This window comes from Actinopolyspora lacussalsi subsp. righensis (genome assembly GCF_900116555.1).
Classification (GTDB): Bacteria; Actinomycetota; Actinomycetes; order Mycobacteriales; family Pseudonocardiaceae; genus Actinopolyspora; species Actinopolyspora lacussalsi.
The window spans coordinates 64,291-79,021 of record NZ_FPAT01000008.1; the positions used below are offsets into that span (position 1 = coordinate 64,291).

The window sequence follows — 14,731 nt, forward strand, 5'->3', positions numbered from 1 at the left end:
GTTCCGCGAGCACATGCGGAACCCGGGTCCGCGGGGTCCCGTCAGCAGCTGCTGCAGCACCCGCAGGAGGGACCACTGCAACTGGCGCAGCAGCTGCACCCACCGAACTGTGTTTCCGTCGCGGTCTGTGCCACGGCTTGCTCCATGACGGCCTCCTGATCGCAGGAATATCGACACGTCGATGCTGCCCCGCCGTCCGCGCCACGGATACCGCTGGACGGGCGACACCCGTGATCGAAAACCATTTCCGGTTCGGCACCGGCGCTTCATCGGTGTCCGCCCCGGCCGCGATCAACCGCGCCCTACTCGACCAGTCGCGGGAGGTTCCGCCCGGACCGGAACGGGGGAACCGCTCGAACGAAGCTCTACCGGCCGCTTTCCGAACCGATCAGGTGGCTCCGGTGAACGTTCGATACGGACGCGTGGAAGGGCACGGAGGGTTACCGTGGAAACATGTCACGCGCCGAGCACGGCGAACCGGACGAGCCGGCCGGCCGTTTCGCCGACGACCTGATCGGACTGGACCCGCACGACCCGGAGGCGCAGGCGTTCGCCGCGCATCTGGACCGGATGCAGCACTGTGGTTCCCGAGCGACCGTCGAGGGCATGTTGCAGGGGGTCGGCGACTTCGCGCAGAGCGCGAACCGACTGCGGGGTGAGCGGAGACTGCTCGCCGTCGTCGTGGTCACGCTGATCCTGCTGGGAGTGGCCTTCACGATATGGAACGCCCTGGTCTTCATGGTGGCGGCGTTCTCCGGATGACTCCCGCCGCCCGATGGGTCCCGCCGCCCGGTGGGCCGCTCCTCCTGCGGTGCCGCCGCACTCGCGCGGAATTATCGTGGAGGTATGGATCCGGTAGTGGGAAGCACCCCCAAGGTCGTCAAGTCGGAACAACAGTGGCGAGAGCGACTCGGCCAGGACGAGTACGCCGTGCTGCGACAGGGAGCCACCGAAGCACCGTACAGCGGTGACTACGTGGAGGAGAAGACCCAGGGCGTCTACGAGTGCCGCGCTTGTGGCGCCGAACTGTTCCGCAGCGGCACCAAGTTCGAGTCGCACTGCGGCTGGCCCTCGTTCTGGGACCCCAGCGACTCGGAAGCGGTCCTGCTCCGGGAGGACCGCTCGCACGGCATGGTGCGCGTGGAGGTGCTTTGCGCGTCCTGCCACAGCCACCTCGGCCACGTGTTCGAGGGAGAGGGCTACCCCACCCCGACCGACCAGCGCTACTGCATCAACTCCATCGCGCTGCGGCTGGAGCCGGACGAGAACGCTTGACCTAGGCGATCGAGCAGGCGGGGCGGAACTCCGGCCGGGATCAACGCATCCGGAAGGTGAAGCAGCGGGCGCTGCCCCCGCTTCCGGTGATCGCGGTCTCGGCCGAAGTTTCCACCCGCGCGGGCCAACCGAAACCTCGACTCGCAGCAGCGGCGTCACCGACGATCCGCCTCCAGGTCCTCGAGGATGCCATCAACGGTCACGCCGGTTCCCGTATTCGTCTCGAGCGCTCGGTCCGGCTCAGCGAAAACATCCGGTTCGGGGAGCTTTTCCGACGGCGAGGCATTCGACACGGCGCCGAAGCTCACGGCAGCCGCGCGACCAGGTCCTCCGCCCCGACTCGCGGTCCGGTGTAGAACGGGGTCTCCTCGCGCACGTGCAGCCGAGCCTGGGTGGCGCGCAGGTGACGCATCAGGTCGACGAGCCGGTGGAGTTCGTCAGCCTCGAAGGACAGGATCCACTCGTAGTCGCCCAGCGCGAAGGCGGGAACGGTGTTGGCCCGCACGTCCGGGTAGTCCCTGGCCTCCTTGCCGTGCTCGACGAGCATGTCCCGCCGCTCCTCGTCCGGGAGCAGGTACCACTCGTAGGAGCGCACGAACGGGTAGACGCACACGTAGGCACGCGGATCCTCGCCGGCGATGAACGCGGGCACGTGGCTCTTGTTGAACTCGGCGGGACGGTGCACGGCCACATTGCTCCACACCGGCTCGCTGGCCCGGCCGAGCGGAGTCTCGCGCCGGAAATCCGAGTAGGCCGCCTGCAGGTCCTCGATCCGGGAAGCGTGCCACCAGATGAGGAAGTCGGCGTCGGCGCGCATGCCGGAGACGTCGTAGACGCCACGCACCACGAGGTCCGAGGAATCCTCGAGCCCTTCCAGGAACTGCCTGGTGCTCGCCCCGGCCTTCTCCCTGTCCTCGGGAAGTTCCCCGGCGCGGACGCGGAACACCGACCACATGGTGTAGCGGATCGTATCGTTCAACTCGGCGTAGTTCAGGCGGGCCATGCCGACCAGTCTGCCACCGCTCGTCCGCCCCGAGGCGGACAGGTGGGCGGGTGTGTGCCTCAGCTCGCGGCCAGCTGTTCCGCGATCGTGGACGCGGCCGACTCGCCGGTGCCGACGCACGCGGGGACCCCGACGCCGTGCAGCGCTGCGCCCGCCACTGCCAGTCGCGGTATCCGCGAGACGGCGTCCTCGATACCGGCGACGATCTCGGAGTGCCCCACGCCGTACTGCGGCAGCCCACCGCCCCAACGAACGACACGGCTCTGCGAGGGCGCGGCGGTCACACCGGTGAGTTCGGCCAGATCGGCGCGTACCCGGCGCAGCAGCTCGTCGTCGTCCGGCCGCAGTTCGGCGGGGTCTCCCCTGCCGACCGAGGCCCGGACCAGCGACTCCCCCTCGCCGCCGCGCAGCTGCGGCCACTTGCGGCTGGAGAGGGTGAACGCCTTCGCGGTGAACGGAGTCCCGTCCGCGTGACGCTCGCCACGGGCGATGAGTACTCCGGAGGCCGCGGGCAGCTCGACGTGGGACGGCAGCGCCAGTCCGATCACGGCCATGGAGGCGAGTCGGAGACGACCGAAGCAGTCGGCTGCGTCCGGAACGGGGTCGGCGAGCAGCTTGCGGGCGGCGGGAGCGGGCACGGCCAGCACGACCGCGTCCACATCGAGCGTCCGGGGACTCGGGGCGGAACCGATGGCCAGGTTCCAGCCCCGGGACAACGGACGCAGGGCACGGACCGGCAGGCCGAGCTCGAAACTCGCTCGCGAACGCTTCCGCAGTTCGTCGAGCAGTGTGTCGTAGCCCTGCCGGAACGCCCCGAACACGGGCGGTCTGTCCGTACCGGGTGGCGGCGGTTCGGGCATGGCCGCGTTGACGGCGGCCGTCAACGACTCGGCGCCCGCGTCCAGCGCGTTCGCCAGCGCGGGCATGGTGGCGCGCAGCCCCAGGGCGTCGGCCGATCCCCCGTAGACCCCGCCGAGCAGCGGCTCCACGAGTCGTTCGACGGCCTCGTGGCCGAGCCGTTCCCGCACCAGAGCACCGACCGAGGCATCGCCGCCGGACAACCGCAGCGGTTCGAGTGACTCCTCCCGCTCGACGGCACGCACCCCGCTCTCCGAGAGAACCCCGCTGACGGCCCGTCCGGAGGCGGGTACCCCCATGAGCATCCCCGCGGGCAGCGAACGATTCCCTCCCCCGGCGCGCACCGTCGCCGAGGCGGGACCGGGATGAACCAGCTCGTCGTCCAGCCCGAGCTCAGCGGCCAGTCGGGTGACTTCCGGACGCCGCGCCAGGAACGCCTCGGCGCCGAGGTCGTAGCCGCGATCGGCGAGCCGAGCGGTGTAGAGCTTGCCGCCGGTTCGCTCGGCCTGGTCGAACACGACGATCTCGGCGTGCTCGCCCAGCAGCTTCCGCAACCGGTGCGCGGCGGTCATCCCGGCGATACCGCCGCCGACCACAGCGACTCTGGACATGCTTCCGCTCCGGTCAGTCTCGGCGGGAGTGCACGAACTCGACGAGCCTGGTCAGCACTTCGGGATCGGTGTCGGGCAGTACGCCGTGCCCGAGGTTGAAGATGTGCCCACCGGCCGACTCGCCCTCGGCGAGTATCCGTTCCGTCTCGCCGCGCACGGACTCCCAGTCCGAGAACAGCACCGCCGGGTCGAGATTTCCCTGCAGCACCGGGCGCGAGGGCTGCGACGGATCGATCCGCGACGCGGCCGTGTCCAACGGGACCCGCCAGTCGACCCCCGTCACGCTGGCGCCGGCCTCGTGCATCGCTCCGAGCAGTTCACCCGTCCCGACCCCGAAATGGATCCGCGGCACCTCGCCGCCGGTGTACTCAGCTATGCCCCGCAGGATCCGGCTGGTGTGCGGCTGCACGTAGGTGACGTAGTCACGGGGGGAAAGCGCGCCTGCCCAGGAGTCGAACAGCTGGATCGCGTCGACTCCGGCGTCGACCTGCACCCGCAGGAATTTCAGCGTGGTCTCGGCGAGCTTGCCGAGCAGCGCGTGCCAGGTTTCCGGGTCGGAGTGCATGAGCGCCTTGGTGCGTTCGTGGTTGCGACTCGGACCGCCCTCGACGAGGTAGGACGCCAGTGTGAACGGGGCCCCCGCGAACCCGATGAGCGGTGTGCTCCCCAGCTCACCGAGCAACAGCCGGATCGCCTCGGCCACCCCTTCGACGTGTTCGGTCTCCAGCTCGGGCAGGGCAGTCACGTCGGCGGCACCGCGCACCGGCTGATTGACCACCGGCCCGGTGCCGGAGACGATGTCCAGCCCCACCCCGGCGGCGTAGAGCGGAAGCACGATGTCGCTGAACAGGATCGCGGCGTCCACGCCGTGCCTGCGGACGGGTTGCATCGTGATCTCACAGACCAGTTCGGGCGTGAGACAGGCCCGCAGCATGGGAACGCCTTCCCGGACCCGGCGATACTCCGGCAGCGAACGCCCCGCCTGGCGCATGAACCACACGGGGGTGTGTTCGGGAGTTCCGCCGTTCGCGGCCACCAGCAACGGGGCATCGTCGAGCCCGCGTCGGTTGGAGACGTGCGTGGGATGGGTCATCGGAATCCTCCGCCGATTCGAAGGGGTCAGGGGCGCCGTAGGGCCGACTCCGGGCCCCGGCCGCCGACGTGACGAACTGTCGCGGAGCCGGAAGGACCACGTCCGGACAAGCGCAATGGAGCTCCTCGGAAATCCTCGCGGAACGGCTTGAGCGGGTGGCCGGGTAACGGCACGCCAACCGACGTCTCGGGCACGCCGGAGCCCCCTACACCCGGGTGGTCGGATCCGCCGGGGACGGATCCGACCTCATGTTCGCACGCCGTGCGAGGAAGCCGAGCGTCCGGTCCACTGTCCGTGATCTCCGGCGTGGCGTCGCCACGTGGTTGCGAACAGGTCATACAGTCACCTGCTGTGACCGAGATGTCGGCTGTTCCCATGGTTTTTCGGGACGCGGTGGCAACACTGCAGGCCCCACCTCCCCGCAGGGAGATAGAGCTCAGCGAGATACGCCCACCGAAGCGGCTCGCTCCGTGGACCTACGCGCTGGCGGCCGAGACGAGCGGTCCCGAGGGCACGGCCGTCACGGCCCGACTCGTACTGCTGCACGACCCGGAGGGACAGCCCTCGTGGGAAGGTGTGCTGCGGTTGGTCCTGTACCTGCGGGCCGATGTGGGAAGCGAACTGGCCGGCGACCCCGGGTTGGCCGAGCTCGGCTGGTCGTGGCTGACTGGAGCGCTGCACTCGTGCCGCGCCAACCACACGGCGCTGGGTGGAACGGTTACCGCGACCTGCTCGGCCAGGTTCGGTGACATAGCGGAACCGGCGCGCGAGCACGAACTGGAGCTGCGGGGGTCCTGGACTCCTTCGGACAGCGAGCTGACCACGCACGCACGCGCGTTCCAGGAAGTGATCGGTGCCGCGGCCGGGCTGCCGCCGGTCGGCGTGAGCGTGTTGGGCAACCGGACGGCGGAGCGTCGCAGGCACGGCTGAACGCCCCCGGCGAGTGAATCGCTGCCGCCGGGGGTCTGTCGACTGGATCCTGCCGTCGGGAGGCCGCCGAACGGGATCTGCCGAACGGGCTCCCATCGAGTGAGCTCCGGAGACCTCGGCAGGGCGTCCGTCGGGACGAGAGGCCGTCGTGGCGGCCGGGGGCGCGGAACGACGGGGTGGCCGTCTCGCACCCTTCCGATGTCGTCGGAGACGCGAAGATCGAAAGATCTGTATCGAATCACTACGTTTCGGCGTTAACACTGTTTTTTAGTATCACCCGAAAGAAGTAGGCAGCGTCACATCGAGAGCAACTCGATCGGGATACATACCCGTTTGATCGTCCCAATAATCCGCTCGGACGGTTACGCTACAACCTGAACGACACCACTTTCGGTCGATCAGTGGCGCGGCTGATCGGCCGAGAGTCCCGGTGCCGGTCGGGGGGCACGACCGACTCCAGGGAGGTAGTGACGTGGCTGCCGTCGGCTTAGGTCAGGCCGCTCGTACCACGCCAGCCGGTGCATTGCCGGCTAACATGGTTCCGCACCCGCGGGAAGAGCTGTTCACGGTGCTCGTGGTGGACGACCATCCGCTGCTCCGGGAGGCCATATCCTCCCGGCTGCTGCAGATGGGGGCCGGCACGGTGCACGAAGCCGCATCGATGGCCGAGGCCAAGGCACGCGCCTTGGCCACCGGTCCGTGCGACCTGGCAGTCCTCGATCTGGGACTGCCCGATGGGACAGGTGTAGACCTGGTTACGGAATTACGTACCCAGGGCTGGCCACGGATCGTGGTGCTCGCCTCGTCCGACGACCCCTATGCGGTCCGGGCCGCGTTTCAAGCGGGAGCACAGGCATACCTGCTGAAATCGGCCTCACCGACCGTGGTCACGGACGGTGTGCGCCGCGTGCTGGACGGCGGTGTGTACGCCGATCCGAACGTGGCTCCGGTGTTGGCCGCCGGTACCCGGGTTCCGGGTACCGACAACACTCCGCGCGAGCTCTCCGCTCGTGAGATCGAAGTGTTGCAACTGGTGGCGGACGGCCGATCCAACAAAGAGATCGGCGAAACGCTCAATTTGTCCGCTCTGACGGTGAAGAGTCACCTGTCACGGATCGGACGCAAATTGGGCACCGGAGACCGGGCCCAGATGGTCGCGTTGGCAATGCGGGCCGGAGTGATTCGATGATCTGACAACAACCATCGAGCCGGTCGGCGGACGGTGAATCGGACCGTTCGGTCCCCTCAGCCGATAGAGGGACGTATCGTCTGTGAGCCGTGGATGCTGTTCACCCCGAATCCGCCGAACCGGACCACTCCGAACCAGTGTTGCTGACACGTCCCTCCGGTGGTGTCCCACCGGTGGTCGAGCAGCCCCGATCCCTGCGTCTCGCTGCCGCGGCACTCGCCGCGGGCAGTGGGCCGATCGCGATCGATACCGAGCGCGCCTCCGGGTACCGCTACTCGCAGCGGGCGTATCTGCTGCAGTTACGCCGCGAGGGCACGGGCACGGTACTGATCGACCCGATCGCGCTGAACGGGGATCCGGGGCCGCTCGTCGCCGCACTCGGTGACACGGAGTGGGTACTACACGCGGCCTCGCAGGACCTGCCGTGCCTGGCCGAACTCGGCCTGCGTCCGGACCGGCTCTTCGACACGGAACTGGCGGGCCGACTGGCCGGCTACGAACGAGTGTCACTCGGCGCACTCGCGGAGCGACTGCTGTCGTACCGGCTGGAGAAGGGACACGGTGCGGCCGACTGGTCACGTAGACCGCTACCCCGCGAATGGCTGGTGTACGCGGCGCTCGACGTGGAGCTGTTGGTCGAACTACGTGCCGCGCTACGCGCGGAGCTCGACAGGCAGGGCAAGCTCGACTGGGCGATGCAGGAGTTCGAAGCGGTTCGCACGGCTCCGCCGCCACCCGCAAGACCGGAACCGTGGCGTCGAACCTCGGGAATACACCGGCTGCGGACCCCGGTACAGCTGGCGATCGTGCGCGCGCTGTGGCAACTGCGGGACGACATCGCCCGCCGCCGGGACATCGCGCCGGGACGGATCCTGCCGGACAGCTCGATCATCCGGGCGGCGCGGGAGAATCCGGCCACCAGGGAGGACCTCGTCGCGCTGCCGGTGTTCGGCGGCAAGCAGCAGCGCAGACGATCCGAGCAGTGGTTCGAGGCGCTGCGGAACGCACGCGAGCTGGACAAGGAGGAACTGCCCGCCATCACCGCACCGAACGACGGGCCACCGCCAACGAACAGGTGGGCGGAGCGGGACGCGGCCGCGGCGTCCCGGCTGAGCGCGGTCCGGAACGTGCTCTCCGGTATCGCCGAGCGGAACAACCTGCCGGTGGAGAACCTGCTGCTGCCGGATCTGGTGCGCAGGCTCTGCTGGCAACCTCCCTCGGATGGTGGTGTGGCATCGATAGCTGCACAGCTGCACGAACGCGGCGCCCGGCCCTGGCAGGTGGAACTGACGGCGGAACCGATCGCGAAAGCGATGGGCGAGTCCGGCGGCGAAGCTTCCGACCAGGTGAAATAATCCGCTCGATTCACGGTCCGCGGCTTCGGTCCGTACTGGTCCGACGGCGGTGTCACGGCTGTGGTTCAGCAGACATCGATCCCACTGGTTACCGTCCGGTAATGAGCGCTAGAGTGCACGTTACCGGCCGGTAGCGGCAGAGCCCGCCGTCGGGCAACGGAGCCGCCCGGCCTGGCGCGTACCCACATCGACAAGGAGCACGCCGTGGCAGCACCTGCGTCGGCAGCAGCCGACAAGAGCAGCGGCCCCGCATCGGCGGGAACGCCGCGTGCCCTCAGGAACGTGGTCTTCGTCGACGGCGTCCGCACGCCGTTCGGCAAGGCAGGCACCAAGGGCATCTACGCCGAGACCCGAGCTGACGATCTCATCGTCAAGGTCATTCGGGAACTGTTGCGGCGGCAGCCCGATCTTCCACCGGAACGGATCGACGAGGTCGCCATCGCGGCCACCACCCAGATCGGCGACCAGGGACTGACGATCGGCAGGAACGCGGCCCTGCTCGCCGGACTGCCCAAATCCGTACCCGGCTTCGCGATCGACCGGATGTGCGCCGGTGCGATGACGGCGGTCACCAACGTCGCGGGCGGCATCGGATTCGGCGGCTACGACATCGCCGTGGCGGGCGGGGTCGAGCACATGGGCAATCACCCCATGGGCGAGGGGGTGGATCCCAATCCGCGATTCGTGTCCGACAACCTGGTCGACTCCTCCGCGCTGGTGATGGGTTCCACCGCCGAGAACCTGCACGACCGGTACCCGAACCTGACCAAGCAGCGCACCGACGCCTACGCCGCGCTCAGTCAGCAGCGATACGAGGCGGCGGCGAACGCGGGCAGGATCGGCGCGGACCTGGTCCCGGTGGCCACCCGCTCCAGCGAGTCCGGCTGGGGACTGGCCACCGCCGACGAACCTCCGCGCCCCGGGACCACCGCGGAGTCCCTGGCAGGACTCAAGACTCCCTTCCGGCCGCACGGCCGGGTGACTCCGGGCAACTCCGCGGGACTCAACGACGGCGCGACCGGCTGTGTCGTCGCCGACGAGGACACCGCCCGTGAACTGGGGCTTCCCGTCGGGATGCGCATGGTCGGCTACTCCTTCGCCGGTGTGGAGCCCGAGGTCATGGGAGTGGGACCGGTACCGGCCACCGAGAAGGCGCTGCACCGGGCGGGGCTGTCCATCGACGACATCGGACTCTTCGAGATCAACGAGGCGTTCGCGGTCCAGGTGCTGGCCTTCCTCGAACACTTCGGAATGGCCGACGACGACCCCAGGGTCAACAAGTGGGGCGGAGCGATCGCCTGCGGACACCCGCTGGCCTCCTCGGGGGTACGGCTGATGACCCAGCTGTCCAGGCAGTTCGCCGAGCATCCGGAGGTTCGCTACGGCATCACCACCATGTGCGTCGGCTTCGGCATGGGCGGCACGGTGATCTGGGAGAACCCGAACCACGACAAGACCGCCGGGGGCGCCAAGTGAGCATCGACAGCGATTCCGCAGCACTGTTTCCCGACGAGGTCGTGACCCGCGCCCACACCCGGCTCGTCGAGGTTCCGGGACTGGACGGCAGGGTCGCGCTCGTCACCATCGACAACGGTCACGACCACACCAAGCCGTCCACCTTCGGCCCGGCCGGACTCGCCTCGCTGGACTCCGCGCTGGACGAGGCGTTCGCGGCGGAGCCTGCCGCCATCGCGGTGACCGGTAAGCCGTTCGTGTTCGCCGTCGGGGCCGACCTGTCCGGGATGGGTCAGCTCAGCGAACGGGAGTACGCCCACCGGATCGCCAAGGCGGGGCACGACGTGTTCCGACGGCTCACCGAGTCCGAGATCCCCACCTTCGCCTTCGTCAACGGCGCGGCCCTGGGAGGCGGGCTCGAACTGGCCCTGTCGTGCCACTACCGCACCGTGGCCGACAACGCGGGCGCGATCGCGTTCCCCGAGTGCTTCCTGGGCCTGTTCCCGGGCTGGGGCGGCACCCAGCTGCTGCCCAACCTGGTCGGCGCGGACCAGGCGGTGACCGTGATCCTGGAGAACTCGCTCAACCAGAACAAGATGCTCAACCCCGGTAAGGCCACCGGCATGGGCATCTTCGACATCCAGCTCGAGTCCCCCGACTTCCTGGAGGAATCGCTGCGCTGGGCCGCGCGGGTGATCAACGGGTCCAGCACCGTGCAGCGCGCCGAGATCGACCGCGGTCAGGGCTGGGACGAGGCGATCAGTCGGGCGAAGGAGATCGCGGCGAGCAAGACGCACGGCGCCTCGCCGGGTGTGAACAAGGCCGTCGAGCTGATCGAACTCGCCAGGAACAACGACCTCGACGCCGGTTACGCGGCCGAGACCGAAGCACTCGCCGACGCGCTGATGACCGACGAGCTGCGTGCCGGGCTCTACGCCTTCGACCTCACGCAGAAGCGGGCGAAGAAGCCGGCCGGAGCACCGGACAAGTCCCTGGCCAACGACGTCAACAAGGTGGGCGTCGTCGGCGCGGGGCTGATGGCCGGGCAACTGGCGCTGCTGTTCGCACGCCGCCTGGAGGTGCCGGTGGTACTCACCGACATCGACCAGGGACGCATCGACAAGGGCGTGGCCTACGTACACGGCGAGATCGACAAGCTCGGTGCGAAGGGACGGCTCTCCTCCGACGGAGTGAACCGACTCAAGGCGCTGGTCACCGGTTCGCTGGACAAGAGCGCCTTCGCCGACGCCGACTTCGTCATCGAGGCCGTGTTCGAGGAGATGTCGGTCAAGCAGCAGGTGTTCGGCGAGTTGGAGCAGCACGTCTCGCCGGAGACGGTGTTGGCCACCAACACCTCCTCGCTCTCGGTCGGCGAGATGGGGGCGAAGCTCGCCCATCCGGAACGGGTGGTGGGCTTCCACTTCTTCAACCCCGTCGCGGTACTGCCGCTGCTGGAGATCGTGCGCGGCGAGCGGACCGACGACAGCGCGTTGGCCACGGCCTTCGCGGTCGGCAAGAAGCTCAAGAAGTCCTGCGTGCTGACCGCCGACACACCCGCCTTCGTGGTCAACCGGCTGCTGACCCGTTTCCTCGGCGAGGTCATCGCCTCGGTCGACGAGGGGACCCCCTTCGAGGTGGCCGACCGGGCGCTGAACCCGCTGGGGCTGCCGATGAGTCCGATGGTGCTGCTGCAGCTGGTCGGTCCCGCGATCGCCCAGCACGTCAACGAGACCATGCACGCCGCCTACCCGGACCGGTTCGGTCTCAGCGACAACCTGCGGCGGTTCGTCGACGCGGGCAAGACGGGCGTGTGGACCACCGACGAGGCGGGCAACCAGATCGTCGACCCCGAGGTCGCCGAGCTGTGGCAGCAGGGTGACGAGCCGCTCTCCGAGGAACAGGTCCGTGACCGCGCGCTGCGCGCGTTGGCGGAAGAGGCGCGGATCATGCTGGACGAGGACGTCGTCGTCGAGGCCGCGGATCTCGACCTGTGCATGCTCCTCGGGGCGGGATGGCCGTTCTGGCTGGGCGGCATCACCCCGTACCTGGACCGCTCGGGCTACTCCGAGCTGGTCAACGGCAAGCGCTTCCACCAACCCGGAGTGGCCAGCCTGCCCAGCAGCTGAGCGATCCCTCCGGAGACTCCGACCGGGAGTCACGGAGTGACCGGCGCTCGAGGGCCGGGACGGTACCCACCGTCCCGGCCCTTTTGGTGTGGAGTGGTCCGCGACGCCCCGAGCGGGGAAGGCGTTCCGCACGGATTCCTCGGAGCCCGTGCCGATTCGCTCCCGGTGACGGCGCCCGCGTGGGTATCCTCGGAGCACAGCCGCCCCCGGAGCACGGCGAATCGCACGCACGGCGGCTCGCCGGTCGTGGCAGGATGGATCACGAACGAGGTGAGGTGATGCTCGGTGACCGCGCTTGTACAGCACGAGATCGGCCCGTTCACGATCGACGACTGGCACGCGCTGCCGGCCCGCGCCGACGGGTCGCGCCTGGAACTGCTCGAAGGGTACTGGCTGGTGACGCCACCACCGAGCGGCCCGCACCAATGGGCCGAGAAACAGCTCGTGAACTTGCTCGACAGGGCCATCGCGTCCACGCCGAACGCGCTGTACGCGGTGGGTGGCATCGGCGTGGAGCTCGGCACCGAGCGGCGGACGGCGCTGATCCCGGACTTCGTGGTGCTGGACACCGCTCCCCTCGGCGACTCGTTCGGCGCCGAGCACGTACGGCTCGCCGGGGAGATCTGGTCACCCGACAACACCGCACGGGAACAGCGCGACAAGCTGGACGCCTGCGCCGAGGCGGGCATCCCGTTCTTCTGGAGCGTGGCCCAGGACGGTCGCGGGCCGACCGAGCTGGTGACATACCGGTTGGACGGGGGACGGTACACCCCCGCCACATCGGTACGTCTGGGTGACGGACCGGTACACATCGAGGAATCACCCGCACCGCTGGAACTGGACATCGCCACCCTGCGGCTCTGAGAAATCCGCACGGCGGCTCGCCGGTGGGAAGTTCCGGGGGCGATCCCGCGGAGCTCACCGCGCGGCGGGCAGCCAAACGGTCACCGACAGCCCGCCACCCGGAACCGGACACGCCGAGACGGCGCCACCGTGCGCGCTCGCCGCTGCCCGCACGATGGACAGGCCGAGCCCCGCGCCCGTGCGCGCGGTGCGTTCCGCGCCTGCCCGGCGGAACGGTTCGAACAGCCCGTCCACCCGCTCCGAGGAGACCTCGGCCCCGGAAGAGGAAACCGTCAACGAGGTCCATTCCCCCGAAACAGCGGTGACGACGGCGATCCAGCCGCCCTCGACGTTGTAGCGCACCGCGTTCTCCAGCAGGTTCCCCGCCACCCGTTCCAGCAACGCCGGATCCCCCATCGCGAAGGCCGGAGCGGGGCTGACCTCCGTACGCAGCCCGGACGCGCACATCTGCTCCTCCATTGGCCGCAACGCGGCACGCGCCAGCTCGGTTAGATCGACCGGCTCACGACTCGGCAGCTCGGCCCCCTCGGTGCGGGCGAGCAACAACAACGATTCGACGAGTCGCTGCGATTTGGCCGTCGCATCGCGCACCACTCCGGCCATCCGGCGCAGCTCGGCCGCGTCGGCGTTCGGATCGGACAGGGTGACGTCGAGCTCGGTACGGATCACCGACAACGGCGTGCGCAGCTCGTGACTGGCATTGGCCACGAAACGGTGCTGGGATTCGAAAGCGGTTTGGAGTCGGTCCAGCATCCCGTCGAAGGTGTCGGCCAGCTCCGCGACCTCGTCCCTGGGGCCGTGCAACCCGATCCGCTCCCCCAGCGATCGTGCGGAAAGCCTCCGCGCGGTGCCGGTGACCGAGTGCAGCGGTCGCAGCACCCTGCCGCACACGGTCCACGCCGACACCGCGGCCGCCAGCACGACGGCCACGAAGGCGACACCACCGATCAGCAGCACCCGCTCCCGCGCCCGGCCGCGCAACGCCTCGGCGAGTTCACCCGCGGAGACCGGCACGCCGTCCACCCGCACCGTGGTTCCGGGAGGCATGCGCGGCACGGCGGCCACAACGTCGCCGACCAACAACCAGCCGAGCCACAACAGCAGACCGCTGACCAGGGCGACCAGCACGGTCGACAGCAGCGTCAGCCGCAGTCGCAGGCCGGGGCCGCGCCGCGCGGGGGATTCGACGGGCACGGGACGTTCCACCGAACGAGCCCGGAACAGCATCACTTCTCGCCGGCACCGGAGACTTCGGCGTCCGTGTCGGACGAGGTCCCTGAACCGGCGGAGGGCACGCGGTAACCGGAACCGACCACCGTGTCTATGACGCTCGGGTCACCGAGCTTCTTCCGCAACGTCATAACGGTCACTCGCACGGTGGTGGTGAACGGATCGGCGTACTCGTCCCACACCCGTTCCAGCAGTTCCTCGGAACTGACCACGGCGCCCCGCGCGGACAGCAGCACCTGCAGCACCCCGAACTCCTTGCGGGTCAGATCCACCTCGCCACCGCTCCTGCTGACCCGCATCCTGGCGGAGTCCAGCTCGAGATCGTGCGCGGTCAGCAACGGTGGTGTGGCGGGTGTGGAACGTCTACCCAGCGCACGAACCCTGGCCACGAGCTCGTCGAACGCGAACGGCTTCGCGAGGTAGTCGTCGGCACCGAGCGAGAGCCCCTCGACGCGGTCGGCCACCGTACCGCTCGCGGTGAGCATCAGGACCCTGGTGAGCTCCTCGGACGCGACCAGCTCGGCGCACAACCGGTCACCGGACAACGAGGGCAGATCACGATCCAGCACCACCACGTCGTAGCGAGTGACCGCGACCTTCTCCTGAGCATCGAGACCGTCGTAGGTCACGTCCACGGCAAGCCCTTCCCGTCTCAGCCCACGCGCGATCGCGTCGGCGAGCGGCTGTTCGTCCTCCACCACAAGGATCCGCACGCGTTCACCGTGCCACAGCACGGCCGTCC

13 protein-coding genes are annotated in these 14,731 nt (G+C 69.0%); 8 read left to right on the plus strand and 5 right to left on the minus strand.

Annotated elements, in window-relative coordinates; all coding sequences use genetic code 11:
• Positions 1 to 453 precede the first annotated feature (453 nt).
• Together BM394_RS15135 and msrB are read left to right on the plus strand one after the other, a co-directional pair.
• A complete protein-coding gene (locus tag BM394_RS15135; protein ID WP_092628576.1) occupies positions 454 to 762 on the plus strand; it encodes a hypothetical protein in 309 nt (102 codons plus the stop codon).
• An 84-nt stretch (positions 763 to 846) separates the two neighbouring features.
• Positions 847 to 1,275 (plus strand): peptide-methionine (R)-S-oxide reductase MsrB, encoded by a 429-nt coding sequence (gene msrB / locus BM394_RS15140; RefSeq protein WP_092979113.1) that lies wholly within the window; start codon positions 847 to 849, stop codon positions 1,273 to 1,275.
• 304 nt (positions 1,276 to 1,579) lie between these two features.
• Here msrB and hemQ read toward each other — a convergent pair whose 3' ends face one another.
• Genes hemQ through hemE form a run of 3 tightly spaced genes read right to left on the minus strand, consistent with a single transcriptional unit; the run spans position 1,580 to position 4,840 of the window.
• On the minus strand, positions 1,580 to 2,278 hold the full coding sequence (gene hemQ / locus BM394_RS15145; protein WP_092979115.1) for a hydrogen peroxide-dependent heme synthase: 699 nt from the start codon (positions 2,276 to 2,278) through the stop codon (positions 1,580 to 1,582).
• 59 nt (positions 2,279 to 2,337) lie between these two features.
• Positions 2,338 to 3,747 (minus strand): protoporphyrinogen oxidase, encoded by a 1,410-nt coding sequence (gene hemG / locus BM394_RS15150; RefSeq protein WP_092979118.1) that lies wholly within the window; start codon positions 3,745 to 3,747, stop codon positions 2,338 to 2,340.
• Positions 3,748 to 3,760: 13 nt separating this feature from the next.
• A complete protein-coding gene (gene hemE, locus BM394_RS15155) occupies positions 3,761 to 4,840 on the minus strand; it encodes a uroporphyrinogen decarboxylase (RefSeq protein ID WP_092979120.1) in 1,080 nt (359 codons plus the stop codon).
• A 351-nt stretch (positions 4,841 to 5,191) separates the two neighbouring features.
• Here hemE and BM394_RS15160 point away from each other — a divergent pair, with 351 nt between their 5' ends.
• From BM394_RS15160 to BM394_RS15185, 6 genes are all read left to right on the plus strand, one after another.
• Complete coding sequence (locus BM394_RS15160; protein ID WP_092979122.1) at positions 5,192 to 5,770, plus strand: DUF3000 domain-containing protein; 579 nt, start codon at positions 5,192 to 5,194, stop codon at positions 5,768 to 5,770.
• Positions 5,771 to 6,305: 535 nt separating this feature from the next.
• The gene (locus BM394_RS15165) at positions 6,306 to 6,959 is read left to right on the plus strand and encodes a response regulator (RefSeq protein WP_017976119.1); all 654 of its coding nucleotides are present in this window, start codon (positions 6,306 to 6,308) and stop codon (positions 6,957 to 6,959) included.
• Positions 6,960 to 7,048: 89 nt separating this feature from the next.
• Positions 7,049 to 8,314: an HRDC domain-containing protein gene (locus BM394_RS15170; RefSeq protein WP_092979124.1), complete on the plus strand. Its 1,266-nt coding sequence runs from the start codon at positions 7,049 to 7,051 to the stop codon at positions 8,312 to 8,314.
• 282 nt (positions 8,315 to 8,596) lie between these two features.
• Positions 8,597 to 9,790, plus strand: coding sequence for an acetyl-CoA C-acyltransferase (locus tag BM394_RS15175; protein WP_092979126.1), 1,194 nt, complete (start codon positions 8,597 to 8,599; stop codon positions 9,788 to 9,790).
• Positions 9,787 to 11,895, plus strand: a complete 2,109-nt coding sequence (locus BM394_RS15180; protein ID WP_175530118.1) for a 3-hydroxyacyl-CoA dehydrogenase NAD-binding domain-containing protein — start codon at positions 9,787 to 9,789, stop codon at positions 11,893 to 11,895. The genes BM394_RS15175 and BM394_RS15180 overlap by 4 nt, the downstream gene beginning before the upstream one ends.
• A 285-nt stretch (positions 11,896 to 12,180) precedes the next feature.
• On the plus strand, positions 12,181 to 12,759 hold the full coding sequence (locus BM394_RS15185; protein WP_092979128.1) for a Uma2 family endonuclease: 579 nt from the start codon (positions 12,181 to 12,183) through the stop codon (positions 12,757 to 12,759).
• A 54-nt stretch (positions 12,760 to 12,813) separates the two neighbouring features.
• Here the strand turns inward: BM394_RS15185 and BM394_RS15190 are convergent, their stop codons facing one another.
• Positions 12,814 to 13,953, minus strand: a complete 1,140-nt coding sequence (locus tag BM394_RS15190) for a HAMP domain-containing sensor histidine kinase (protein WP_245780217.1) — start codon at positions 13,951 to 13,953, stop codon at positions 12,814 to 12,816.
• 32 nt (positions 13,954 to 13,985) lie between these two features.
• Complete coding sequence (locus tag BM394_RS15195; RefSeq protein WP_092979381.1) at positions 13,986 to 14,702, minus strand: response regulator transcription factor; 717 nt, start codon at positions 14,700 to 14,702, stop codon at positions 13,986 to 13,988.
• Positions 14,703 to 14,731: the final 29 nt, after the last annotated feature.